The sequence below is a fragment of the Polaribacter atrinae genome (assembly GCF_038023995.1).
Taxonomy (GTDB): Bacteria; Bacteroidota; Bacteroidia; order Flavobacteriales; family Flavobacteriaceae; genus Polaribacter; species Polaribacter atrinae.
Genome location: NZ_CP150660.1, coordinates 3,915,014 through 3,940,165, shown reverse-complemented (window position 1 = coordinate 3,940,165; position 25,152 = coordinate 3,915,014). Strand labels below are relative to the sequence as shown.

Below are 25,152 nucleotides of genomic sequence, written 5' to 3'. Positions count from 1 at the left end.
TCATTTCTTTAACGAAATGAGGCTTTTATTATTATCTGTTTTTTAAACCAACAAGCCGTTTTATAGATTCAAAAATTGTTTTTAAATAAGTCCAAAATCTTTAGCAATAGCTACTAAATGTGCTGGATTATTAGCGTTAAAATGTTCTTTTAAAAATTTCAATCTTTTTTCAATAGCACTAATACTAGACGGTGATATTCCTTTTTCTTTTAATTTTTTACTGATAGCCTCTTGCAGCAGCCCTTTAGATAAGTATTCTATTAGAAGAATATCTGAATCTGTAATTTCAATAGTTTTTTTGGGATGAATTACACTATTTAAATCCGGAGAAATATAAAAGTGATCTGATGTAGAAACAACATCAATTGCTTTTCTTAAATCTTTTAATCCATTTCTACTTTTCCATACATACCCTTGAATTTTTAGATTTTTGTATAAATTCTGAATTCTATATGATTTATCTTCTACTGAAAAAACGATAATTTTCAAATCAGGAAATTCGTGTCTAATTTTTTCGATGAGTTCATCTCCAGATTTTAACTCTTGCGGAGTTCCATCGTTTTCAAAAGATAAATCAGAAATAATTAATTGATAAGGTTCTCCTTTTAAAAAAGCATTTTTAATTTTAAGAAAAGCTTCATCACAATAAGAAATATAATCTACTTCTTCTATGTTTAATCCTTCTAGCGCCATTTTTATTCCGCTATTAATTACATCAAAATCTTCTACAACTAAAACTTTTTTAAACATTCTTAATTTTTAAAATGGATATACACTTTTAAACCTTTGTTAGGTTTATTTTCAAAGTTAATAGTTCCATTAATAGTTTTTATACGGGTTTCCATATTTTTAAGTCCATTTTTAAAAATAATAGTATTATCCTTAAATCCTACACCATTATCTGCATAACTTATTTCTAAATTATGATTTGTTTTCTTGCAAGACAATACTACTAAACTTGCTTGGCTATGTTTTTTCATATTAACAAATAACTCATTAAAAACACGATACATAACAATCTGTTTACTTTTATTTAAATTATTTAAATCTAAAGAAGACAAATCTTTTAATATAATTTTACAAGCATCAGAATTATAACTTGCTACTAGATTTCTAAAATAATTTTCAAAATTAGATCCTGTTTCAATAGAGTCATTTTCGTGAGAAATTGCTCGTGTTTGTAAATAGATTTTATCTAAATCGTTTATAATTTCTTCGGTATTAATTTTAGTATTTTGAACTTTTGTGAGTGTATTAAAAATATCATTCCCTAATTCATCATGTAATTTTTTTGCAATCCTTGTTTCAGTATTATAATTCTCTTGTAAAATTCGTTTTTTGTGCTGTTCTTTTCTTCTATAAATTAAAAATAATAAACTAGAAATTGATAAAAAACCAATAATTAAAACATTTTTCTTCTGACTTTTTTCTTTTTCAGCAACTAAAATGTTTTCTGTTGCTAATGTTTGAAACTTCAGTTTTTGTTTCTCTTCTTCTTCATAATTGTATTTAATAGTAGCAAACTTGTATTGATGTTTAGACTCTACTTCTTGTAAACTGTCTCTTAAACGAATACTTTCTTTATAATAATTAATGGCTTTTTGAGCTGTTTGAAGTCCTATAATTTTATCTATAGCTTCTATTTGATCTTGCGGACTTTTTTCTTTTTTTGATACTTCATACATTTTATCAGCATAAAATAATGATTTGCTTCTATTCTTTTTATAAAAAAAATCTGACAAATGGCTATAGCTTGCAATTAATCCGTAAGTATCTTTTTCCTTAACTCTGATAGATTTTGCTAGTAATAAATCTTTTAAGATATTTATATTTGGATTATTTAACCATTTAATATGAGCTAAATTATCAATAATTCTTGCTTTACTTTTTTGACTAGTAATATCACCTTTTAATAACTCTTCTAAAATTGAAATTGATTTAGAATACTCTTTTTGCTCTTTATATACATTAGCCATATTATTTTTAATTACAATATTGCCCCTTGTACTTGAAATAAAAGTTAATGCTTGCTTATAATTATAAATAGCTTGTTTAAATAAATTTTGTTTTTTAGAATTTATTGCTAAAGTATTGTAAATGGAGGCTATAGCACTTGCATTTCTACCCTTTAAATATTCTAATCCATTAATTGCAGATATATTACTATTAATATAATTTCCGTAAGAAGATTCTATAATAGCTATATCTCGTAAACATCTTGCTATTTGAATACTATCATTTTGTTGACGGTATAATTCTTTAGATTTATTGTAAAAATAGAAAGCACTATCATTAGCTCTTAATTTTCTTTGAAACTGTGCAATTCTATAGTAAGATTCTGCTTTTTGTTTTTCATTTTTATTATTTAATGATTTTTGAAGCATTTTTTTAGAATAGAATAATGCCTTCTTATTATCTCTTTTTTTACTATAAAAAACAACCGTTTTAGCAATACTATCATAAGTAATATTGGTTGATTTTTCTTGAAAAGAAAACAATTTATTATTAATCAAAAAGATAAAAAGGAAGAGGAATAAAACATTAAATTTCATTCCTCTAAAATACTATTAATATTTAAAAGTATGATTCCTCATTCATAGGATTTACTTAGATATAAACTCTTTATTGCAAGACACTTTTTACCCTAAAAAAAAGCAACAAACAATCTTTTTTTATAAGACTGATATAAAATAAGTTACAATCTATTTTTTATATGTTTAAGAAATAGAAATGAAGAAACTATGGTAAACAAAAAAAGCAGCTAATAAAAATTAGCTGCTTTTTGTAAAATATAATTTCGAAATATTATCGAATTAATTTTCTATATTTAATACGTTTTGGCATTAAATCTCCACCCAAACGTTTCTTTTTGTTCTCTTCATATTCAGAGAAACCACCTTCAAAGAAATAGACTTCACTATTACCTTCAAAAGCTAAAATGTGTGTACAAACTCTATCTAAAAACCATCTATCGTGACTAATTACAACCGCACAACCAGCAAAATTATCTAAACCTTCTTCTAATGCTCTTAATGTATTTACATCTAAATCATTGGTAGGCTCATCTAATAATAAAACGTTTCCTTCTTCTTTTAGTGTCATTGCTAAATGCAAACGGTTACGCTCTCCACCAGAAAGTGTATTTACTTTTTTGTTTTGCTCACTACCAGAGAAATTAAAACGACTTAAATAAGCTCTAGAATTAACTTGCTTACCTCCCATCATTACTAAATCTTGTCCGTCAGAAAAATTTTCCCAAATTGTTTTTTCTGGGTCAATATCTGAATGCGCTTGATCTACATAAGCAATTTTAGCAGTTTCACCTACACTAAAGCTTCCACCATCAGGAGTTTCTTCTCCCATAATCATTTTAAAAATAGTGGTTTTACCAGCTCCATTGGGACCAATAATACCAACAATTCCCGCTTGCGGAAGATTAAACTCTAAATTATCATATAATAATTTTTCTCCAAAAGCTTTAGAAACACCAGTAGCTTCAATAACATTTGTTCCTAAACGTGGACCATTAGGAATGTATATTTCTAATTTTTCGTCTGTTTGTTTCTGATCTTGACTCATCAATTTGTCATAATTCTTCAAACGCGCTTTTTGCTTTGTTTGACGACCTTTTGCTCCTTGACGAACCCAATCTAATTCTCTTTCTAATGTTTTTTGTCTTTTAGAAGCTGTTTTGCTTTCTTGTGCCATTCGCTTAGATTTTTGATCTAACCATTCAGCATAATTTCCTTTCCAAGGTATCCCCTCTCCTCTATCTAACTCTAAAATCCAACCCGCAACATTATCTAAGAAATATCTATCGTGTGTTACTGCAATAACAGTTCCTTTATATTGTGCTAAATGATGCTCTAACCAGTGTACAGATTCTGCATCTAAGTGGTTGGTAGGCTCATCTAATAATAAAATTTCTGGTTCTTGTAATAATAATCTACATAAAGCAACACGTCTTTTTTCTCCACCAGAAAGTACTCCAATTTTTTTATCAGAATCTGGAGTTCTTAAAGCATCCATTGCAATTTCTAATTTGGTATCTAATTCCCACGCATTTGCAGCATCTATTTTATCTTGCAATACTGCTTGTTGCGCCATTAGTTTATCCATCTTATCTGCATCAGAATACACTTCTTCTAAACCAAACATGTCATTTATTTTATTGTACTCTTCTAAAATTGCAACTGTTTCTGCAACTCCTTCTTTTACAACTTCTAAAACTGTCTTTTCTGGGTCTAATTGTGGCTCTTGTTCTAAGTACCCAACTTTATACCCTGGAGCAAAAGTTACATCACCCTGAAAATTCTTCTCTACACCTGCAATAATTTTTAATAAAGTAGATTTTCCTGATCCATTTAAACCAAGAATACCAATTTTTGCTCCATAAAAGAAGCTTAAATAAATATCTTTTAAAACTTGTTTACCTGTTGATTTATAAGTTTTAGACAACTTATTCATCGAAAAGATTACTTTCTTATCGTCGCTCATTATATTATATATTAAAAAATTTGAAAAATTAAAAGATTCTAAGCAACTACTTAAAACCTAAAACTGAAACTACTTACTCTTTTAAACCCTTCCTTTTAAGGCATTAAACACCCAAGCAATAGCAAAGAAACCTGCACCTACAGCAGCAAATCCCCATCCAGCAACATCATCATACCTAAATGCACCTAAAGCTATTAAACCTAATCCCACAAGTATCATTATAAGTGTTGCCCAAGCAAGCACTGTATTTTTATTCATTCCCATAATTCGTAATTAGTTAGTTTAATTGGCAAATATCGGTAATTATTTGGTATTGCCCAATTATAGCCTTTAGTAAAAAGCTTATAAAATTAGCGTTTTAGAAAGTAATAATAAGTAAATACCTAACTTCTACCAAGTTTACGCAACGCTACCCATTGTTTCATTTTTTCTCTAGAATCACAAGCAGGATATCCTACTACTGATTTACCAGCTGGTACATCTGCAATAACACCAGAACCAGCGCCTACTTTTGCTCCAGAATGTATGGTAACATGGTCTTTTATAGAAGCACTTCCTCCAATAATTACACCATCTCCTAATGTTACAGAACCTGCTAAACCACTGTGTCCTGCCATAATACAGCATCTTCCTAATACAGAATTATGCCCTATTTGTACCAAATTATCAATCTTGCAACCATCACCTAAAATAGTAGAACTAAATTTACCACGATCAACACAAGAATTTGCACCAATTTCTACAGCATTTCCAATAACTACATTTCCTATATGTATAATTTTTACCAAACCTCTACCATCTGAGCTTGGTCTGTATCCAAATCCATCAGCTCCAATACTCACATTTATATGAAAAATACAATGACTTCCTATCTTAGTACGTTCTCTAATAACGGTTCCAGACCAAATAACAGTCTCATTACCAATCGTAGTGTCATCAAATATGGAAACATTAGGGTAAATTACTACATTATCTCCTAAAGTAACATTTTTACCTATATAAGAATTTGCACCGACTTTACATCCTTTTCCTAAGGTTGCTGTCTTATCTATTACTGCAGTTGGGTGAATATCTATTTCAAAACAAGGTGATTCTGGCTCAAAAGCTTCTAATAAAACCGCCATTGCCAAATCTGGATTCTTCACTTTTATAAATGCTTTTCCTTCTTCTGGCACAATATTTATTCCCTCATAAACAATAGCGGCACTTGCGTTAGAATTTTCCCACAAACGTGCATATTTAGAACTTCCTATAAAAGTTACATTTCCTTTAACAGCATTCTCTATTTGCTCTGGAGCGTTAATTATATCCTCACAAAGGCCAATTTGCTCGCCGTTTACAAGTGTTGTTATTTCTTCAATGGAAAATGTTTTCATAGTTAATTTTTATATTTTTTCTAAATGTACTCTTTAATTATTAATCTTAAAAAAAATCCTATAAACATAGGATTTAATTCAATTATTGTCTTCTCATTCCGCTACCTCTACTAGGTCTAGAATTTTGATTATTGTTTTCTGCTTTTTTAGGCTGTAAACTTTCTATGATACTCTTTTGATATTTTAACCACTTCTTATCTTGCTTTTCTGATAAAACACCTTTTAGAATTTCATTGAGTTCTTTTTCATGCTCATGAACATTCTCTTTAATTGGTCTAGTGACTTCTCTTACCTTTTCTCTTATGTTTTTATTACTTTCACTATCTCTTTCATTAGACATTGCGTTCATTAAAAGATCTAAATCCGTAAATTTTTCAGCATTTAAGAATAAAATTTCTTTTACTTTAAAATTATAATTTCTTAATGCTTTAGTTACTGAATATTTTTTGTCATCATCTTTAATCTTAACTTTCTTTATCACCTCATCAACATCATAATAAAAAATACCCGCAATTTCTTTTGCACTCAGTTTTTTAACCTCTTTTGTTTGATTCAACTCTGGGTTTTGTGATTGTTGTCTTCCACCACCTCTAGAACGTTGTGCAACGAGATTAAACGTTAAAAAAAAGAATTACAATAAAAAGTATTTTCTTCATTATCAAATTTGTATTTCTTATTTAGATGCAAGCTACTAAAAAAACTTGTACCTCTTTTTTTTGAAAATGAAAAACTTTACTAAAATATATTTTACTTTAAAGGTTTGCTGCTAATCTTGCTCCTTGGTTTATAGCTCTTTTTGCATCTAATTCGCTTGCAAAATCTGCTCCACCAATAACATGCACGTTTTTACCTGCATCTAATAAAGGTTGATACAATTCTTTAAAAGGAACTTGACCTGCACAAATAACAATATTATCCACTTCTAAAACCTTTGCTTCATCATTCTGAATATAATGTAAGCCTTGGTCATCAATTTTTGTGTAAGAAACTTCACCAATAAATTGGACTTTCTTTTTCTTTAAAGTAGATCTATGAATCCAACCGGTAGTTTTACCTAAGTTCCCGCCAAACTTTCCTTTACTTCTTTTAAACATAAAAACTTCTCTTGGAGACGGATGAAATTCTGGTTTTATGTTTTCAATTCCTGCTCTTGCTTCTAAAGATTTATCAATGCCCCATTCTTTTAACCAAGCATCAATATTTAAGGATGTCGATTCTCCTTCATGCGTTAAATATTCTGAAACGTCAAAACCAATTCCTCCTGCTCCAATTACGGCAACTCGTTTTCCTACTGGTTTTTTCAATTTTAATACATCAATATAACTCAACACTTTTGGATGCTCAATTCCTTCTATTTTTAATGACCTAGGTTTAATTCCGGTTGCAATTACAATTTCATCAAAATCAGATTTCAGTAAATCATCTGTTGCAGCTCTTGTATTTAGTTTTAAAGTTACCTTATGTATTTCAATTTGTTTTTTAAAATAACGTAACGTTTCATAAAACTCTTCTTTACCAGGAATTTGTTTTGCAATGTTAAATTGACCTCCAATTTCTTTTTCGGCATCAAACAAAGTAACAGCATGACCTCTTTCTGCCGCAATGGTAGCTGCAGCTAATCCTGCAGGACCTGCCCCAATTACCGCTATTTTCTTTTTAAACACAGTTTGATAATACACCAATTCTGTTTCATGACACGCTCTAGGGTTAACCAAACAACTGGCTACTTTTTGCTTAAAAACATGATCTAAACATGCCTGATTACAACCAATACACGTATTTATTTCATCACTTTTATCTGCTGCTGCTTTATTTACCCATTCTGGATCTGCTAAAAAAGGACGTGCCATAGAAATCATATCTGCATCTCCTTCTGCTAATATTTTCTCTGCCGTTTCTGGCATATTTATTCTGTTAGAAGTTATCAAAGGAATTGACAATTCTTCTTTCATTTTTTTAGTTACCCAAGTAAAAGCTGCTCTAGGAACAGATGTAGCAATAGTTGGTATTCTTGCTTCGTGCCAACCAATACCTGTATTAATTATGGTAGCACCAGCTTTTTCTATTTCTTTTCCTAATTGAACCACTTCTTCCCAAGAAGAGCCATTTTCTACCAAATCTAACATCGATAATCGGTAAATAATAATAAACTCTTTACCAACAGCTTCTCTTGTTTGCTTTACCAACTCAATAGGCAAACGCATTCTGTTTTCATAATCTCCACCCCAAGCATCTGTTCTTTTATTGGTTCTTTTAGCTATAAATTGATTGATTAAATAGCCTTCGGACCCCATAATTTCTACACCATCATAATCTGCTTCTTTTGATAATCTAGCAGAGTTTACAAAATCTCTAATGGTTCTATTAATTCCGGATTGGTTTAATTTAAAGGGTTTAAAAGGTGTTATGGGTGATTTTATTTTTGATGGCGCAACATTAAACGGATGGTAACCATAACGGCCAGCATGTAATATTTGCATACAAATTTTACCGCCTTCTTTATGTACTGCTGCTGTTATTTTTTGATGTTTTTTTGCATGTTTTTTGGTAGACATTCTAGACGAAAAAGGAGCGGTCCAACCTTGTATGTTAGGTGCAATTCCCCCTGTTACAATTAAGCCTACGCCACCTTTTGCCCTTTCTGCATAATATGCTGCAATTCTATCTAATCCATTTTTTTCTTCTTCTAAACCGGTATGCATAGACCCCATTAGAATTCTATTTTTTAAAGTTGTGAATCCTAAATCTAATGGTTCAAAAATGTGTTTATATTTCATAAGCTTGGAATTAAATTTACTATGCATGCATAATACTTTGCAAGATATGTTTATTTTTTGAAAAGAAAAAGCCAAAGAAATTCATTCTTTGGCTTTTAAATCAATAATTATGGTAACTTTTAAAACATGGGTACATCTACAACTAACAACTTACTTGAACTATTTGCCTTAATAGAAATATTTTTTGCATCTGTAATTCCTATAGCATCTCTTTTTTCTAGAATCTCGTCTGCTACAATAACTTCTCCTTCAATTAAGAAAAAATAGGCTCCTTTTTTTGGTTGATATGTAATTTCTGAATCTTTATCTAAATCAACCATAGAAATATAACCTTGTTGGTTTATTGGTAAAGAACCTTCTACTAAGTTATCCTTTGGAGAAACGAATACTTGAAATTTATTTTTTCGTCCAGCTTCATCAAACATTTTTTGATTGTAATACGGGGTTGCATTTTCTGCTTCAGGAATAATCCAAAGTTGTAAAAAATTAACTTCGTCTGTTTTACTATCATTAAATTCTGAATGTGTTAAACCTGTTCCGGCACTCATTACTTGTACTTCTCCTACTTCTATTGCTCGTTTATTTTCCATACTATCTTTGTGAGATAAGCTTCCTGAAATAGGTATAGAAATGATTTCCATATTTTTATGAGGATGTGTGCCAAACCCCATTTTTGGTTGTACAACATCATCGTTTAAAACACGTAACATACCAAAATTCATTCTTTCTGGATTTTGATAATTTGCAAAGCTAAATGTGTGATGAGATTTTAACCAACCGTGGTTTGCATATCCTCTTGTTGTTGATTTGTGAAGTATTTTTTTCATGATTTTATTTTTAAAGACACGTAAAGTATCTTGTTCTTAAGGATTGTTTTTTTTGCGTTAAGGATTGAAACGGCATCCTTTTTTCTGGCAGTTCGAGTGAATTTTGAAGCATGAAAAATTTGTATCGAGAACAGAAGAAAAAAGATATAGTGTAAAGCCCGACCTTTTTAGGGAACGCCCTAATATAAATATCCCATTTTACCTTGGTTAAAATCGCGCATGGCTTCTAAAATTTCTGTTTGCGTATTCATTACATAAGGTCCGTATTGTTTAATTTTTTCATTGATTGGTTTGCCTGATAAAATTAAAATTGTACTCTCTTTTTGGGCTTCGAACTGAATGGTATTTCCGTCTTGGTGGAAGGTTACCATCTGGTTTTCTCCCTTTTTAAGAACCTCTGAATTGTTTATCAAAATCTCCCCATCTAATAAGTAAATTAAAGATTGATGATTTTCTGGAATGTTCATTTCTAGCTTTCCTCCTTCTGATGCTTTTGCCGTAAACACATTTACTTCGGTTTGTGTTTTAATCAAACCTTTTTCTTCAAATTGGCTTCCGGCAATAATATTTAACTGCACTTTTTTATCTTCTGAAATTAACTTAGGTATCTGTTCCTTTTCTAAATGCTGATAATTAGGTGTCATCATTTTATCTTTCGCAGGAAGGTTTAACCAAAGCTGAATTCCTTCTAAATCGCCACCTTTTTTCACAAACTCTTTGGTTGGTGCTTCTGCGTGAATAATTCCACTACCTGCGGTTGTCCATTGTACTCCTCCTGCCTTTACAACCATCTCGTTACCCAAAGAATCTCGATGTAATTGTTCGCCTTTAAAAAGCAACGTTATCGGTTCGAATCCTCTATGTGGATGCGGACCTAAATCAAACGGATTGTTAAATTCTGATATTGCATAAGGCCCATAATGATGTAATAACAAAAACGGATCTACATTTTCGATGCCTTCTGTAGGCAAAGGTTGACGAAGTTTTATTGGCCCCATGTTTACAAGCGGACTTGTTACATTGTGCTGTATCGATTTTAATTTTCTCATTTTATTTTAAATCATTTATATTTTCCATGGAAAATATAAGGGTAATTTTTTTTTATCGTAATTTATCTAACAAATTACTTAGTAATAAAGCTTCTTCTTCGGTAATATTATCTAAAAAAGATAGTGTTTTATTATCATCAATACTTGTTAATAATTCTAAACCAAGTTTTGTTATTCTAACATATACTACTCTTCTGTCTTCTTCGCAACGCTCTCTCTCAATTAAATTTTTATCGCATAACTTGTCCATTAAACGGGTTGCATTTGGCGCCCTTTCTATCATTCTTTCTTTTACAACTTGTACTTTAATTCTATCTTTTGCACCGCGTAAAATTCTAAGAATATTATACTGTTGTGGAGAAATAGCATACGGTTTAAAGAATTCATTTTCTTTACTACTTAACCAATTTGCCGTGTATTTTATATTGATAAAAGCTTTTAATTTATTGCTTTTAAACGTAGATTTTATGTCTTTAGAAATATCTCCCATGTATTCAGTATTTAGTAATCAGTAATCAGTAATCAGTAATCAGTAATCAGTAATCAGTAATCAGTAATCAGTAATCAGTAATCAGTAATCAGTAATCAGTAATCAGTAATCAGTAATCAGTAATCAGTAATCAGTAATCAGTAATCAGTAATCAGTAATCAGTAATCAGTAATCAGTAATCAGTAATCGAAAATTAAAAAAAATAAGTGATGTACATTCTAATTACATTCAAAATTATTCATTCTGTTTAAAAAAAATTGCCCCTTCACTTTTCACTCTTTATTCTCTTTATTCTCTTTTCTTAATTCTCGATTCTTTGTTCTTTGTTCTTTGTTCTTTGTTCTTAATCCCAAAACAAAAACTTATGCTCTTAGATTTAAATCTTGCATAATTTTATTAAATTCTTCTGTTGTTGGTGTTAAATAGACTTTATCATCTACAAACAGGGTTGGGTATTTAGCAACGCCATCATACAATTCTTTACTATGTTCTCTTGCTGCAGCATCTTTAGAAATATCTTTATAGATGTATGGAATATCTGTTGAATTCAAAAAATTTTTAAAAGCTACTGTATATGCATGTCCTGCTCTGCCGTATAAAACTATTTTCATTTTTTATTGATTTACTGCATTTTCAAATGTGTCTACCTTTTCTTTTAAGGCTGTCAATAATTCTATATTTACGATTGTACCCTCTTTAAAATTATCATAAAAACTTGGGAAAGAGAAAGAAATTAATTCTTTTGCGCCTTGTCTAGAAAATCTTGCCATTCCTGTTTCTAAAACTGTAAGTCCACCTCTTGCTCCTGGAGAAGTTGCCATTAATAATAAAGGTTTGTCTCTAAAAACCTGGGCTTCTATTCTTGAGCTCCAATCAAAAATATTTTTAAAAGCAACTGTATAAGAACCATTGTGTTCTGCTAAAGACAAAATAAAACCGTCGTAATGATCTAGTAATGCAGAAAACTTTTTTGCATCTTCTGGAAAACCATTTTTTTCTTCATCTTCACTATAAATTGGTAATGTAAAATCTCTTAAATCTACCACATCAAAAGAAGTATTTACTAAGTTTTCTGCTGCAAAAGTTGCTAATTTTTTATTGATAGAAGTAGAACTTGTACTACCTGCAAATGCTAATATTTTTTTCATATTTTAAAAATGTTTATTTGTGTAATCGTGACAACAAACTATTAAATTACAATCTGAACTACAGAATACTAGTAACTATTTTTGTTTCTCCTTTTATCATTTTTGCAACAGGACATTTACCTGCAAAGACTAATAACTTCTTTCTTTGTGCTTCTGTTATTTCTTTTTCAAAGGATATATCTTCAGTTAAATAACTACCACTTTCATCTTGATGTTGAATAACATTTACTGTTATCTCTCCAACATCCCAACCTCTTATTTCTGCATAGGTTCTTAACGTCATAGAAACACAACCACCAATTGCTGTTAATAAAAATTCTACCGGAGTTGCTCCACTATCATCACCTCCAGAAGCAACAGATTGATCCATTGTTAAAAAATGATTTCTTGTTTTTGCTTCTGCTAAATAGTTTCTATTTGTTAAAACTACTTCAGATTTTTTAAGCTCTGCCATTTGTTATTTTCTTATAAGTAATGTAAGAGGTAATTAAAAATACCATTGCTGCTATAGATGCTGCTTGTTCTCCGTCATTAATCATAATATGTGCAAAAAAAACAAAAATAAATGCAAAGAAAAAACCTGCATACGCCCACTCTTTTATCGTTTTATTAGCTACAAACCACAACGCAACTAAACCTAATAATTTTGCTACGGCATACGGATAAATAATATATGTTGGATACCCAAAATTGGTAAACATACCGGCTACTGCTTCATGATTAAAAATATACATGCCTGCAGAAAAAAGCATGATTAGTGTCAATAAACTTGTTGAAACGTAATATATAATTTTTGTTGTTTTATCCTAAATATTTTAAATTCTTGACAAAAATACAAAATAAAATTTTATTTACCAAGGAAAATAAATCCAAGGAAATTTTTAACTATAATATATACGATGAGCTTACTTATTTATAACAAATTAATCATTACCATAAACCAAGTCTATAAATTCTGAATTTTCTAATTTTCCAAAATAATCGGAAATAGTTATTTGACATAACTTATTGGTGATTTCATTTTTATCATAAGGAACACCTATTAATCGTTTTTCAAGATCAGCAATGGGTTGTCTACCAAAGAAATCTCCATAAATTTTAAAGTCAGAAATATGTCCTTTTTCTACAAAAATACGCAGATCTATCTCCCCTATAGGAAATCGTTTGTTACGCTGAATATTAAACTTAGGTGAGTTTCCAAAATTCCAATCCCACAAATCGTATTTTGTTTCTTTTAATTCATGTACAGCTTTCCATTCTGCTTCGGTTAGTTTATGGATTTCAAAATCTTCTTTTGCTTCATACAACCCTGTTAGTAATTGCTTTTTAAAATGATCCATTGTAATAGGTTCTTTCAAAAATTCACTAATATTTGCAACACGACTTCTAACCGATTTATGTCCTTTTGATTGAATTTTACTCATTTTTACATGAAGCGCTTTCCCTACTTCGCTCATATCTGTATTGAACAATAAAGTACCATGACTAATCATTCTTTTTCCTGTAGAAAATTGAGCTGTTCCAGAAATTTTCTTTTCATCAACCAAAATATCATTCCTACCTTTTAACTCGGCAGTAACGCCCAATTCATTTAAAACACGAATTACAGGTTCTGTAAACTTTTTAAAATTACTAATACTTTTTCCGTCGTGATTGGTAATAAAACTGAAGTTTAAATTTCCTAAATCATGATAGACTGCTCCTCCGCCAGAAATACGCCTAACTACTTTTATACCATTTTTATCGATATATTCTTGGTTAATTTCTTCTATAGTATTTTGATTACGACCAATAATTATAGATGGCGCATTAATATAAAATAATAAATAATCTGTTGAAGCATCAAAATTTCTTAATGCATATTCTTCTAATGCTAAGTTTAGTTTAGGATCTGTACCCCCTTCATTATCAATAAAAATCATAGGTTATATCTATTAATTGTAGCTAACAAATATAAAGATTTCTTAAACCTCTTTTAAGTATTTAAACCTAAAATAACAGCATAAAATGTCTATTTAAAAAAGGTAGAAATAGCAGTTTTTAATATAAATTGGCAAACAAGTTTAGCCCCGATTGAATGGCATGTTTGAGCTCTTTTTTGTTTTTCTGACAAAAAAAGCGAGTAATGAAAGCGGGAAATAGCTACAAAAACTACTGATTATTTTTAATAGAATCTATTTTTCTCTGAAGCTTTTCTATTTCTGTGCGTTTTTTATCTTGTGCAGAAATTAATTTAATAGAGTCTAATATTTGCTGATTTTTATCTAGGTTAGAAATTAATTTTATAGAATCTAAAACTTGTTTGTTCTGCTCTAAAATTGTTTTTTGTTTTTCGAAGTACAAATTAGCTCCTTCACTTGTTTTCCAAGCTTCATTTAATTGGTTGTAAACTTCCTCATTCCACGTACTTGGTTTTTTAGCATTTATCCAAACTACATCTCTATACTCACTGTCTATCAAAGCCAAATCAGGTGTTGCAGATCCATCAAATTGCTCAGGATTATCTGAACTAATTGTAGAAACGGTTCCTAGAAAAAACATACGTTTTCTACCTGCAATGTTTTTAATATAAGGTCTAAACTCTACGGGAGTATTAGAGTTCCAATCGTATTCTTTTTTAGATTCTTTTACCTTTAAAGGCATTGCAGAAACGCCTGCATATCCTTGTTTTTTTGATGCATGATCATAATAATACAACTTATCTGTACCATCAGCAGGAATAAAAACACTGTAACTTAAACTGGTTCTTTCATTACCCACAGGTTCTAAACCAAACCAATGATAAAGTCCATTAAATGCCTCCGTTTTGGTATCTGAAAAATCGAAATCTGTTACATAAGGTTGTGCATTTTGATCTTTTGGTGCTGTAGGTATTTTTACAGCACTCTCCATATTCCAAGGTAAAGGATCTGAAAAACCTGCTAAAAACTTTAGTGATTCTGCTTGTAATTGAGAGACATTTTCTGCCAGCGTATTTTGTTTGGTTAAGTATCCATAATTTTTCATTTCATCAGGAGAAATATACGTTCCTTTTCCGATGGTAATTCTCTCTAAATAATCTTTGATATCATGTTCTCCATTCTCTATAACCATTACGCCTCCAAAACTCGGATACGGAAAAAAGAAGCCTTTCCATTTTATTAAACTCACAACCTCAACCCAAGCTCCTTTATCATTTTTCATATAAAAAGTATCACTTGGTTCATAATTAAATAGCATCCAAGGATTTAAACGTTGCACAACGGCATTGTACGTATTTCTACTAAATTTTAGAGATTCTCCTATTGAAAATGTCACCGAAATTCTATTTTCTGATGAAAAACGTGGAAAAGGTGTAGTACTAGATACAGAAAAAATCTCTTCTGTATTGTCTTTTAATCCTTGCCAATAGTATTTTTCTGTAGGCTGAATCGCCATGGTCCATTGATTATTTCCATCTACTCTTACCAAATGTGGTAAAGAAACATCTTTGGTTTCGCCAACGGATTCGTTTGCCATTGAAAAAATGTTTCTTAAGGGTTGAATTCTTTCATTTTGTGTTAACGGCAACTCGTGAATTTCAATCTTATTTAAATCATTAAATACGTTATAAGTTTTCATATAATCGTAAAATTTTAAATTCCAACCTACATAATATAAGATTCCGAAAAATACTGACAAGAAAAATAAAATTCCAATTCTTTTACCAACACTTGCTGATTTTCTAAAACCTCGTAAACCTAGAAACAGTAATGAAAAGCACAATAAAATTATGAAAATAAATTTTCTAACAAAGATTAATGCCGGCTGATAATCATCTCTAAAAAAGAACAATAAAGTCAATAATACTATAAAAAATATAATGACTCTTTTCTTTTGCTTTGCACCTTTACTCCAATAATTTTTTAACATATTTATAAGTTTGAAGTATGAGGTTTGAAGCTGGAAGCTTCTTACTCATACTTAATATTTTACTCTAATTATCTTTCTTTACTAATTACTTTAACTGAAAACTGCTACTGAGAACTGAAATTTTATAAAAGTCCTTTGTCTTTTAAACGTTCTCTAGCACTTTTTTCATTTACTTTTGGAGCTTCTAACTCTTTATTTTCTTTTGATTGAAAATCTTCCATAAAATCTTTTCCTTTTTCTATAGCTTCTTCTAATTTATGCTCAAATGCTTCCGTCTGTTCTTCTAAAATTTCTGATGATTTAAAAACAACTCCTGCAATATAAGTTCCTATCAAAGTTCCGAAAATCATAGACGCAAACAATGAAATTGTTGCATAATTTATCGGAATTAAAAATTGTACAATTAAAATACCTACTAAAAATAAAACAGCGATATAAACAAACCTTAAAACAAAATTTTGCTGAAACACAAATCCTTTTGTGTCTGTATCCTTCATTTGTAATTCTTCTGAATTCATTAATTTATTAAAGAATAAATACATTTTATTTCCTCTTGATTCTCTCCAATAAATAACTATTCCAAATAAAATTGCTGCGATAAATATGATAATTTCTATGGTCATGGTTTATTTTAAGTTGGTAGTTGGAAGGAGGTAGTTAGAAGTTTATCAATCAGACTTAAAACGTCATTCTTTCTGCCTCTCCTTCAGGTTTAATTATTTTATTTTATTTCTGTATGCAATTGTCATATTCATTAAATCAAAACAGTTCTTATAATATACATCAAAATCAGTTTTTGATACATAATTTCTTCTAATAGCTTTATGCAAACAAGTAACCACCTCTGCTAAAGAACGAATTGCATACCCTAAAAACTTTCTATATTCTGCATTTGATTGCAAAATAGATCCTTCAGAAATATTTAAAGCTACAGAATCTGATGCTCTTCTTAATTGAGAAGATAAATTATAAATTTCTTCTTTAGGAAATGCTTTTGATAGTATATTCATCTTTTCACCTAAGTCCATCGATTTTTGCCAAATTATTAGATTTTCAAATTTAAAACTCATTACTTTTTCTTTTTATAAAGATACAATTTTCAAACTTTCTAATCTAAACTTCTTACTTCAATCCTCATACTTCAAACCCTTTTAAAATTGTCTCTATTCCCCAGTCTTGTAAAGATGCATCTAACGTTTTAAAAAGCGCATAAAACTGCTCTTTATCATACCAATATAAAAACAACACATCTATTGGTGCAATACTTACCAATAAATGCCAAATTAAATCTTGATGATTAGGTTTTAATGACGAATGTGGTTTGTGCAACGCAATATACATTTCTTCATCAATAAGGTCTTTTGGATTTGTATTTTTAGAAATTTGCTGTTTCTCTAAAAAACGTTCTAAACCCATCACTTTTTTTCTTGATGAAATATCTATTTTATTCAAATAGCTTTTAAATAAAATTCCGTCTTGTAAAATTTCTTTTATAGGATGCGCTGTTTCCTTTAAAAAAGATGAGAACATAAATTTCTGAATTCTCTTATATCTTTTTCTAGTGGTTTCCTCTTCTAAATCTAATTCTAGAACGTTATAACTCAATAATTTTTCAATCATTTCTGAGTGAGAAATATGATACATTAAAACATCGTATGTTGTATCTTTTATCGCTTCTTTATAAGTTGCTTCATTTTCGAAAATAAGCACAGGTGTTACCAAATCTCTTAATAAATAAATACCACCAAAAGCTTTTGTATAAAAAGAATCTGTGGTAAAAGTAATTTCTGCTATCGTTAGATTTCTTTCTCTTAAATCTCCATATTTTTTAGCCGAACGTATCAGTTCTTTATGAATCTCTTCATCAATAAAATTATATTCATTATTAAATTGCTCTATTAACTTTAATTGGTCTTCCTTGGCTTTATTTAAATTATCAATTAAATGAAATCTAATGATAATATCTTTATATCGTAAAACATCTAAAGGCTCATAAAAAGCATCTATTTTTTGATCAAACTCAATACAAATTGCAGAATCTCTTGTTATCTCATTGATGGTTTTTTCGTGATGTTTAAACACCAATTTCATCAATTCTCTATCAAAAGAATTAAATGGATTGTAAACCGGTAATCCTTTTTGCTTTGGCGTAATAATTATTGCGTGCGTATTTGCTTCACCATTATTTAAGTAAAAAGATTCTCCTTTTTCTTCGGCAATTTCCGGGCTCCAACCTACTCCATCAATAGAAAAAGAAGTCAATTTGGTTTTTGTAAACCCTAGTTTTACCAAACATTTATTATAACGCTCTACCAATTTTCCACTCACGGAAATTGACTCACTTCTATATAAATTGGCTTTTATTAATTTTTGCATAGTATTGTTACACTGAGTTTCACTGAGAACCTACAGAGTTTCGCAGAGTTTTTTCAACAATACTCTTAGTGAAACTCTGTAAAATATCTGTGTTATATTTTATTTTATCAAATTATGAATAATAGCGTATTGCAATAACACAATAGTTCTTGTATCTACAATTTCTCCTTCATTTAACATTCTTACTGCTTCTGTAAACGGAATTTCTAAAATCTCAATATCTTCTGTTTCACTCTCCAATCCTCCGCCTTCACTCACTTTCATATCGTCTGTATATTCGCCAATAAAAAAGTGCATTTTTTCTGTTAAAACTCCTGGTGATGAATACCCTTCGTAAATCTTTTTTACCGATTTTAAACGAATTCCAACTTCTTCTTCCGTTTCTCTAATGATGCATTGCTCCGGATTATCTGCATCTAATAAACCCGCAGGAATTTCAATTATAAAACCATCTTTATTATCATGTAAAAAAGTAGGCAATCTAAATTGTTTGATTAAAACCACTGTTTTTTTTGTGGTATTGTATAACAAAATTCCTGCTCCATGTCCACGTTCATAAACTTCTCGCATTTGTTTTACCCAACGTCCGTCAGACATTTGATACTTAAATTTAAATTTATTTAACGTGTAATAATTGTCGGACAGTAATGACTTTTCGATATCTTTTATTCGCTTGTTACTCATTATCAAATGTTTTTCTAGCTTCTAAATCAATATTCATTTGGTTAACTCTTGCATCTACTTTTCTCTTAAAATCGGTGTCTGCAATGGTAGCAACATTATCTAAGTAACGCACCACTTCTTGTCTTCTAACCTCAGAGAAGTTTAAACCTTTCATATTACTTTTCATCAACTCTTGCAACATGTTAAACTTTGTTTGATAGTCTTTTTTGAAATACGTTTCAGGGTTTTCAAACCAATCTTGTTCTAAATCAAAATCTGTTAATCGCAACGATATTGCAGACTGAATATTACGCACATCTCTTGATGAGAAGAATGGAAATATTTTCTGAATTTCTTTATATAAAATAGCAAAGAATAAATGCTCATTAGATCTATGGTTTTTCTCTGCTCTGTCATACGCTTCTAAAACTCTTTCTTCGGATGGTTTTTCTACAGAACTCAAAATTTCTCCCATACTTTTAGCCAGTCCTTGATCTTTTAAAAACTGATAATTAGAAGGGTTTTGCATATTCACAAAGTCGGGCATGGTTTTCTCAAACTTTTTCCACCAAATATAATCCTGATCTAAAAAATCATGTTCTGTTCTTGCTCCATCAATTTTAAATCTTCCTTGTACACGAGAAATTACCGCTTTGTCTAACATTTCTGGCAAATTGGTAAATAATCCGATAGAAGAATTTCCATAATTTACCGCATAAGCACCTTCTGTATAACGCAAGAAAACCCCGATAACTTCTTTTACACCTGCAGAAACGCCTTGTGTAGTTCTTTCTTGCAAGTTGTTTTCTGCATCATCAATAGGTGCAAAAATTAATTTTGTTGGGTCTTGCATTGGTTTCATCCATTCTACCATTTTTTCTGCAGATCCTCCTTGAAAAGTAGAAATTAACGTGTCTGGCATTGGATGAAATAAAAATGGAATGCCTAAATGATCTGCGTGTTCTTTCAGTCGTGTAGCAATCGCTGCAATTAACATCGATTTTCCTGTTCCTGGAATTCCATATCCCATAAAAACTGGCATAAAACCGCCTAATTCTTGAAACGGATTTTTCTTTGCCTCAAAATCGTAACTCAACATTCTTTCTGTTAATCTACGTGCAAAATGTTTGGCATCTTTATTTCCTACAATTTGCTCGAACTGAATTTTATTAAACTCAATACTTTTTGCGGTTCCTGAAAATGCATTTTCCCATCCTGATACTGCAAAATCAGAATTTTCTAATTTATAGGTTCTATCAACTATGGTTTCTGTATATTCTAAACTGCTTTTACGTAATTGAATTTCATCAATTAAAGCTTCAAAATAAACCATAGTAAAATCAATAACATCTTTGTCTGACTTTACTATATCTGGATGTCCTAAATATTTATCAAAATAAAATAAAGTACAGGCAATTCCTTTTAAAGGTGATAATAATGATACTTCTGGAATCCCTGCAAACTTCTGCTTCATTACAGATAAATCATCTGAAGCATGTGGTTTTAAATCGTGTAAAATTTTATACGAAATTGCAAATAATTGAAAAGCGGTTGCAGTTTGCATTTTACTTTCAAACTCACGTTTTCCTTGAGAATCCAATGCCGATTTTCGCTCATGCAAACTAGACAGTCCTGAGGCATCGTAATAATTATCTTTAATCCAAATTCCTAAAGTCAATCCTTCTTGAACGGCATATAAGGTCTGATTCAAATAGACAGGAATTGCAATAGAATCTGGTAATAATCGTTTTTTTAAAGCTAAAATAGTTTTAGAAACAGAGGTAACTTCTACATTGCTTCCATTATTAGCTCTCGACAAATACAATAAAATTGATGCGTCTTTTGCATCTTTATCTTTATTCTTTGCTCTATTACTTTGCTCCCACTGAATACTTTTTAAATAACCAGAAGCTTCATCTCTGAGCATATCTAGTTCATTCTGTTTTATTGGGAACGTTGAGTTGTGATTCATAGTTTTTCAGTATGCAGTTGGCAGTTTTCAGTTGGCAGTTTTACGCTGCTGTTCCTATTCTGCTTATTATTTATTTTATTTTTCTTCTTTCTCTTTTTTTTATTTCATAAACTTGCTGACTGTAAACAGCCTACTGAAGATAGTTTACTTATAATTATCTAAATTTATCAGAGTTATTCATCATATAATTTAGAAGTTTACCTACTTCTTCACTTTTATTTTGTAATTCAATTTTCTTTTCTTCTGAAATATAATCACATGCTAGTGCAAAATCTAACCATAACTGAGTTTCTGTATTTTCACTATCAGCATCTGATATTTTACTTTTAAAATGCTTTTAATATTGTCTTTTTCTATATCCTTCAGAAATATTAGAACAAACAGACCTACTTGAACGAACAATTTGTGAAGTCAAACTAAACAATTCAGACTTTGAAAACGTCTTTGACAAATGAAAAATTTCCATAGCCAAAGCAAACCCTTTTTTATAAGCTAATAACGTTTTAAAACTCATTTTATAATGTTTAGTCGACAGTTTACTCTGCTTATTTATATTTCTATTTTCTTATTTTTTTATCCACTAACTTGATAACTGCAAACTGAAGACTGCTCACTAAAGTGAACTTACTTCAATCGGCGGTTTTGCCAATTTATCTAACGTTCTTGGCGTTTGATTATGTAATAATTGAATAATTCTGTGAGGTGCAAAAACATATTTTTGTGGAATAACATCACTCCATTTTTGTAGGGTTTGTTTAGAGAAAAAGCTTCCTTCCGTAAACGTATCTCCAGAAAAAACTTCGTCAATTTTTAATGATAAAGCGTACGATTCTAAAGCAATTTCTTTTTTAGCAATTCCACTTAAAATAGCATGAGTAATTTCATTTTCGTCTTTTGCAAATACATTATGAAACGGTCCTAAATCTATTCTTTTAAGATGTTTTGGCTGAATATCGGGTAATTTTCGATCGATATTGTAGGCCATTGTATCTAAAGACATTTCTCTATCGGCACTTTCTTTTAAGACTTCGTAGATTTTTTCTTTGTCTATTTTTCCATCATAATTAAAATACATATAACATATAAAAGGTCGGTTATGACTTACGTCGTAAAAACTCCAACTTGTCATATATTGATAATTCGGACCTTCTTTAACCGTTAGAATTTTACCTTGTACAAATCTGTTAAAAATGTATTTTTTTTCTACAGAAGTATAATAAACAAAAGAAGACGCTTTAAATAAATCTAACCTTTTAATGGGTTGTTTTTTTACTAAAAGTGTGTTTAAAAATTCTGCTTTTAGAGTATCTACATCTTTTAATTTATCTAAATACTGATTTCTTAACTCTAAATCGTTGTACAGAAATCGAAATTCTAAATAATTAGGAAACCCCGAATCTGTTAAATCTACTTTCATATGATCTTCTTCGTCATACATATATTTAATACGCATGGCTTCGATAGAATATAAAAGTAAATCTGAATATTGTTTAAAAAGTAACAATTCTTGATGTGTACATAATTTTTCTTGTTGCACACTTACAATGAGTTCTTTTAATACAAAATCTACCATTTTATGATAAAAAACATATTGTTCTTTTGAATCTAAAAGTGCAGAATCTAAAGGTGTTGTAATCATTTTTAAAATTTAAGAATATCGTTTAAAGTTTTTTTAATTACTTCAATATCTTTTAAAGGAATTTTACCTATTTTTTTATCCAACCTTGTTTTAGAAACAGAACGAACATGAAAAGTCAACACTTCTGAAGTCTTTTCTAATCCGTTTATTTCATTTGGGTTGATAATTAAATTTCCTTTATAATTTTTTATACTTGTGGTTAATGGACAAACAATTACAACCTGTAAATGTTTATTTACCATATTACCACTTATAATAACTGCTGGTCTTCTACCGCTTTGTTCACTACCTTTTGTAGGATTTAAATACAGTTCCCAAATTTCGCCTTGTTTCATTTAGTTAGCATCTGCATCGTTAAGTTCTGTAAAATATTCTTGCATGCCTTCTTCTGCAATCAATAAAATATCTTGGTCCGAAGCAGCCTGCTTATAAGACTGAATATAACTCGCTTTTTCTACTTGGTCTAAATACAATTCTAAAGCATTTTCTATTAACCTATTTTTAGGAAGTTTTAATTCTTTTGCCAATACAGATAATTTTTCTAAAAGACTATCTGGTAAAGAAGATGTGAATGTTGCCATTTTATATTTATTTTTTACAAATATAATATATATTTATTATTTACACATATTGACTAAGAAATAAACACCTATAAATTAATAAATTAGCTAATAAACAAGCCTGCGTTAAGGATTGAAATGGCATCCTTTTTTGAGGTACGAAAAAAAGATATAATGAAAAGCCTGACCTTCTTTTGTTTTTTTCAAAAGAAGGTAACGCCCAAAATATTATTCGTTTATATATTAACAGATTGCTTCAATCGTACCTCTTTCGCAATGACGTTAGCTTAACAAATCATCGTTAGAAGTATCTGCTTTTGGTTTTGCTGCAGGAGCATCCGTTCCTTTTGGTGCCGTTGCATCTGCTTTGTAATAGTCTTCGAAAATCTCTTTCATGTCTATTCCGTAACGGTCTGCAAAATTCTTTTGAATATCTACATCTTTCTCTCTAATTTCGTGCAAAGCCTCTGCGTAAGAGCTATAAACACCGGTCATCACTTTTTCGTGAACCGGAATATTATCCATCATTTCTTGACGCGCTCTAGCACTTGCAGAATGCATCGATGCTAAAGTTTCTCCGATATGCTCATCTGTTTTTACACCTAAATGCTCTAAAATGGCCGCAAATTCTTGATCTGTTCTTGCTTTTAACGCCACCACATAACCATCATAATATTTTAATCTTTCTTCGGTATCTGACTTTAATTTCGCTCTGTGAGTTTGTAAATTAGAACGTAAAGAAGTTAATACTTTAATAGTTAAATTATGCTTATGTACAAAACTATCTTTACTGGCAGCCAAAGTTGTGTAGGCATTTTTTAGTCCTTCTAACTCCTCTACTTTTTGCTCAATAGCAGTCATTTTTCCAATAGCTTCTGAATAGGCAGTAGATTGTTTGTCTACAATTTCTTCTAATTCTTGGCGAGATTGTTTTAATAAGGCATACTGCTCTTCTAATTGCGCTTCTACTTCTTTCTTTTTAGCTAACGCTTTTGTGTGATTTTTAGAAGCCTCTACAATAGCATCTTTTAACTTTTCTTCTACTTCTTTTATTTCTACCTCTCTATTTTTTAAACGCGTAACTGCTGCTTGAGATTTGTAGGAAAGCTCACTTAATAACGTTTGAATATCTGCACTTTCTATACGCTGCTGAAACAGTGCTTTCGCTTTATTATCTGCTCCTGCACGTACTTTTTCTGCTGCTGCAAATTCTACTTCTTCTTTTTTAATCTTCGATTTTCTTCCCCAAAGATTATTCCACCAAGTGTCTGGTTTATTTTGGGCATCTTCTAATTCTATTCTTGCTCTTTCTAATGCTTTTTGTGCATCGTCTATAACTTTTTGTTCTGATGGATTTAAAGCTGAAAACTTCTCGAACATAATACCAACTTCATCTTGATAATCTGTTAAGTCTTTAATTGCATCTAAAAGCGTGGTTCTGTCTTTTTCTGCCATGTGCACAACATCATCTAAGGTTGCGTTCAATATTTTTTGGCGAGATTCAGGATCGTCTTCTTGTGCCAATTTAGACTTCATGGTGTCAATCGCTTTCCCCCAATTTACATCTACCGTTTCAGTTTTTTTATTAGCACTCGTTTCTAGTAAATCAAAATCATCAGACATAGTTATTTTATTTTTTTTAGTTTAATACTTTATTAGACAAGCAATTTCGTTAAAAATTTTGAAATAAAAACAATATCGCTTCTAAATATATGTAGCTCAGATTCCTTATTTGTTACAAACAATTTAATATTTTTAAAGTTTTAATGCATATAAAGCTACTTTTTGACAAGATTTCAAATAATAATACTTCCAAAAAAACATTTAACTCTATTTATTACATGTTTCAACTATTTTTAACACAATAAATTGATACGAGTCTGTAAA

General features: G+C 30.1%; 25 protein-coding genes and 1 pseudogene. All 26 read right to left on the bottom strand.

What is annotated here, in order from left to right; translation table 11 throughout:
- Positions 1–81 precede the first annotated feature (81 nt).
- On the bottom strand, positions 82–750 hold the full coding sequence (locus WG945_RS17330) for a DNA-binding response regulator (protein WP_068450010.1): 669 nt from the start codon (positions 748–750) through the stop codon (positions 82–84).
- 2 nt (positions 751–752) lie between these two features.
- Positions 753–2,552, bottom strand: a complete 1,800-nt coding sequence (locus WG945_RS17325; RefSeq protein WP_157603633.1) for a sensor histidine kinase — start codon at positions 2,550–2,552, stop codon at positions 753–755.
- Positions 2,553–2,805: 253 nt separating this feature from the next.
- On the bottom strand, positions 2,806–4,497 hold the full coding sequence (gene ettA, locus WG945_RS17320; RefSeq protein ID WP_068450008.1) for an energy-dependent translational throttle protein EttA: 1,692 nt from the start codon (positions 4,495–4,497) through the stop codon (positions 2,806–2,808).
- An 81-nt stretch (positions 4,498–4,578) separates the two neighbouring features.
- Positions 4,579–4,761: a CAL67264 family membrane protein gene (locus WG945_RS17315; RefSeq protein WP_068450007.1), complete on the bottom strand. Its 183-nt coding sequence runs from the start codon at positions 4,759–4,761 to the stop codon at positions 4,579–4,581.
- A 119-nt stretch (positions 4,762–4,880) separates the two neighbouring features.
- A complete protein-coding gene (lpxD, locus tag WG945_RS17310) occupies positions 4,881–5,873 on the bottom strand; it encodes a UDP-3-O-(3-hydroxymyristoyl)glucosamine N-acyltransferase (RefSeq protein ID WP_068450006.1) in 993 nt (330 codons plus the stop codon).
- An 82-nt stretch (positions 5,874–5,955) separates the two neighbouring features.
- Positions 5,956–6,429 carry a hypothetical protein gene (locus WG945_RS17305; protein ID WP_068450005.1) on the bottom strand — a complete coding sequence of 158 codons (474 nt, stop codon included), beginning with the start codon at positions 6,427–6,429 and terminating at the stop codon, positions 5,956–5,958.
- Between the two features lie 196 nt (positions 6,430–6,625).
- The gene (locus tag WG945_RS17300; RefSeq protein ID WP_068450073.1) at positions 6,626–8,650 is read right to left on the bottom strand and encodes an NADPH-dependent 2,4-dienoyl-CoA reductase; all 2,025 of its coding nucleotides are present in this window, start codon (positions 8,648–8,650) and stop codon (positions 6,626–6,628) included.
- 119 nt (positions 8,651–8,769) lie between these two features.
- A complete protein-coding gene (locus WG945_RS17295; protein WP_068450004.1) occupies positions 8,770–9,477 on the bottom strand; it encodes a pirin family protein in 708 nt (235 codons plus the stop codon).
- 179 nt (positions 9,478–9,656) lie between these two features.
- Entirely contained in the window at positions 9,657–10,526 is an 870-nt protein-coding gene (locus WG945_RS17290; protein WP_068450003.1) for a pirin family protein, read from the bottom strand.
- Between the two features lie 52 nt (positions 10,527–10,578).
- On the bottom strand, positions 10,579–11,016 hold the full coding sequence (locus WG945_RS17285) for a MarR family transcriptional regulator (protein WP_068450002.1): 438 nt from the start codon (positions 11,014–11,016) through the stop codon (positions 10,579–10,581).
- Positions 11,017–11,378: 362 nt separating this feature from the next.
- Complete coding sequence (locus WG945_RS17280) at positions 11,379–11,627, bottom strand: glutaredoxin family protein (protein WP_068449901.1); 249 nt, start codon at positions 11,625–11,627, stop codon at positions 11,379–11,381.
- A gap of 3 nt (positions 11,628–11,630) precedes the next feature.
- Complete coding sequence (locus WG945_RS17275) at positions 11,631–12,164, bottom strand: NADPH-dependent FMN reductase (protein WP_068449900.1); 534 nt, start codon at positions 12,162–12,164, stop codon at positions 11,631–11,633.
- 58 nt (positions 12,165–12,222) lie between these two features.
- Entirely contained in the window at positions 12,223–12,618 is a 396-nt protein-coding gene (locus WG945_RS17270; RefSeq protein ID WP_068449899.1) for an OsmC family protein, read from the bottom strand.
- On the bottom strand, positions 12,605–12,952 hold the full coding sequence (locus WG945_RS17265) for a DoxX family protein (RefSeq protein WP_317039188.1): 348 nt from the start codon (positions 12,950–12,952) through the stop codon (positions 12,605–12,607). The genes WG945_RS17270 and WG945_RS17265 overlap by 14 nt, the downstream gene beginning before the upstream one ends.
- A gap of 135 nt (positions 12,953–13,087) precedes the next feature.
- A complete protein-coding gene (locus WG945_RS17260; RefSeq protein ID WP_068449897.1) occupies positions 13,088–14,086 on the bottom strand; it encodes a lipoate--protein ligase in 999 nt (332 codons plus the stop codon).
- Positions 14,087–14,315: 229 nt separating this feature from the next.
- Positions 14,316–16,055 (bottom strand): hypothetical protein, encoded by a 1,740-nt coding sequence (locus tag WG945_RS17255; RefSeq protein ID WP_068449896.1) that lies wholly within the window; start codon positions 16,053–16,055, stop codon positions 14,316–14,318.
- A 122-nt stretch (positions 16,056–16,177) separates the two neighbouring features.
- Entirely contained in the window at positions 16,178–16,678 is a 501-nt protein-coding gene (locus WG945_RS17250) for a hypothetical protein (RefSeq protein ID WP_068449895.1), read from the bottom strand.
- A 93-nt stretch (positions 16,679–16,771) separates the two neighbouring features.
- Positions 16,772–17,125 (bottom strand): four helix bundle protein, encoded by a 354-nt coding sequence (locus WG945_RS17245; protein WP_068449894.1) that lies wholly within the window; start codon positions 17,123–17,125, stop codon positions 16,772–16,774.
- Positions 17,126–17,189: 64 nt separating this feature from the next.
- A complete protein-coding gene (locus WG945_RS17240; protein ID WP_068449893.1) occupies positions 17,190–18,431 on the bottom strand; it encodes a DUF6638 family protein in 1,242 nt (413 codons plus the stop codon).
- 99 nt (positions 18,432–18,530) lie between these two features.
- Complete coding sequence (locus WG945_RS17235; RefSeq protein WP_068449892.1) at positions 18,531–19,115, bottom strand: NUDIX domain-containing protein; 585 nt, start codon at positions 19,113–19,115, stop codon at positions 18,531–18,533.
- The gene (locus WG945_RS17230; protein WP_068449891.1) at positions 19,108–21,066 is read right to left on the bottom strand and encodes an AAA family ATPase; all 1,959 of its coding nucleotides are present in this window, start codon (positions 21,064–21,066) and stop codon (positions 19,108–19,110) included. The genes WG945_RS17235 and WG945_RS17230 overlap by 8 nt, the downstream gene beginning before the upstream one ends.
- A 154-nt stretch (positions 21,067–21,220) precedes the next feature.
- A pseudogene (locus WG945_RS17225) lies at positions 21,221–21,580 on the bottom strand (four helix bundle protein).
- 99 nt (positions 21,581–21,679) lie between these two features.
- Positions 21,680–22,705, bottom strand: a complete 1,026-nt coding sequence (locus WG945_RS17220; protein ID WP_068449890.1) for a hypothetical protein — start codon at positions 22,703–22,705, stop codon at positions 21,680–21,682.
- 2 nt (positions 22,706–22,707) lie between these two features.
- Positions 22,708–23,040, bottom strand: a complete 333-nt coding sequence (locus WG945_RS17215) for a type II toxin-antitoxin system PemK/MazF family toxin (protein ID WP_068449889.1) — start codon at positions 23,038–23,040, stop codon at positions 22,708–22,710.
- Entirely contained in the window at positions 23,041–23,286 is a 246-nt protein-coding gene (locus tag WG945_RS17210) for a ribbon-helix-helix domain-containing protein (protein ID WP_068449888.1), read from the bottom strand. It abuts the gene before it with no gap.
- Positions 23,287–23,547: 261 nt separating this feature from the next.
- Positions 23,548–24,888 (bottom strand): microtubule-binding protein, encoded by a 1,341-nt coding sequence (locus WG945_RS17205; RefSeq protein WP_068449887.1) that lies wholly within the window; start codon positions 24,886–24,888, stop codon positions 23,548–23,550.
- Between the last annotated feature and the right edge of the window lie 264 nt (positions 24,889–25,152).

Bases quoted from the DNA above. Each gene is read 5' to 3' on its own strand.
- WG945_RS17330 (WP_068450010.1), bottom strand. From the start codon at position 750: ATGTTTAAAAAAGTTTTAGTTGTAGAAGATTTTGATGTAATTAATAGC.
- WG945_RS17325 (WP_157603633.1), bottom strand. From the start codon at position 2,552: ATGAAATTTAATGTTTTATTCCTCTTCCTTTTTATCTTTTTGATTAAT.
- ettA (WP_068450008.1), bottom strand. From the start codon at position 4,497: ATGAGCGACGATAAGAAAGTAATCTTTTCGATGAATAAGTTGTCTAAA.
- WG945_RS17315 (WP_068450007.1), bottom strand. From the start codon at position 4,761: ATGGGAATGAATAAAAATACAGTGCTTGCTTGGGCAACACTTATAATG.
- lpxD (WP_068450006.1), bottom strand. From the start codon at position 5,873: ATGAAAACATTTTCCATTGAAGAAATAACAACACTTGTAAACGGCGAG.
- WG945_RS17300 (WP_068450073.1), bottom strand. From the start codon at position 8,650: ATGAAATATAAACACATTTTTGAACCATTAGATTTAGGATTCACAACT.
- WG945_RS17295 (WP_068450004.1), bottom strand. From the start codon at position 9,477: ATGAAAAAAATACTTCACAAATCAACAACAAGAGGATATGCAAACCAC.
- WG945_RS17290 (WP_068450003.1), bottom strand. From the start codon at position 10,526: ATGAGAAAATTAAAATCGATACAGCACAATGTAACAAGTCCGCTTGTA.
- WG945_RS17285 (WP_068450002.1), bottom strand. From the start codon at position 11,016: ATGGGAGATATTTCTAAAGACATAAAATCTACGTTTAAAAGCAATAAA.
- WG945_RS17280 (WP_068449901.1), bottom strand. From the start codon at position 11,627: ATGAAAATAGTTTTATACGGCAGAGCAGGACATGCATATACAGTAGCT.
- WG945_RS17275 (WP_068449900.1), bottom strand. From the start codon at position 12,164: ATGAAAAAAATATTAGCATTTGCAGGTAGTACAAGTTCTACTTCTATC.
- WG945_RS17270 (WP_068449899.1), bottom strand. From the start codon at position 12,618: ATGGCAGAGCTTAAAAAATCTGAAGTAGTTTTAACAAATAGAAACTAT.
- WG945_RS17260 (WP_068449897.1), bottom strand. From the start codon at position 14,086: ATGATTTTTATTGATAATGAAGGGGGTACAGATCCTAAACTAAACTTA.
- WG945_RS17255 (WP_068449896.1), bottom strand. From the start codon at position 16,055: ATGTTAAAAAATTATTGGAGTAAAGGTGCAAAGCAAAAGAAAAGAGTC.
- WG945_RS17250 (WP_068449895.1), bottom strand. From the start codon at position 16,678: ATGACCATAGAAATTATCATATTTATCGCAGCAATTTTATTTGGAATA.
- WG945_RS17245 (WP_068449894.1), bottom strand. From the start codon at position 17,125: ATGAGTTTTAAATTTGAAAATCTAATAATTTGGCAAAAATCGATGGAC.
- WG945_RS17240 (WP_068449893.1), bottom strand. From the start codon at position 18,431: ATGCAAAAATTAATAAAAGCCAATTTATATAGAAGTGAGTCAATTTCC.
- WG945_RS17235 (WP_068449892.1), bottom strand. From the start codon at position 19,115: ATGAGTAACAAGCGAATAAAAGATATCGAAAAGTCATTACTGTCCGAC.
- WG945_RS17230 (WP_068449891.1), bottom strand. From the start codon at position 21,066: ATGAATCACAACTCAACGTTCCCAATAAAACAGAATGAACTAGATATG.
- WG945_RS17220 (WP_068449890.1), bottom strand. From the start codon at position 22,705: ATGATTACAACACCTTTAGATTCTGCACTTTTAGATTCAAAAGAACAA.
- WG945_RS17215 (WP_068449889.1), bottom strand. From the start codon at position 23,040: ATGAAACAAGGCGAAATTTGGGAACTGTATTTAAATCCTACAAAAGGT.
- WG945_RS17210 (WP_068449888.1), bottom strand. From the start codon at position 23,286: ATGGCAACATTCACATCTTCTTTACCAGATAGTCTTTTAGAAAAATTA.
- WG945_RS17205 (WP_068449887.1), bottom strand. From the start codon at position 24,888: ATGTCTGATGATTTTGATTTACTAGAAACGAGTGCTAATAAAAAAACT.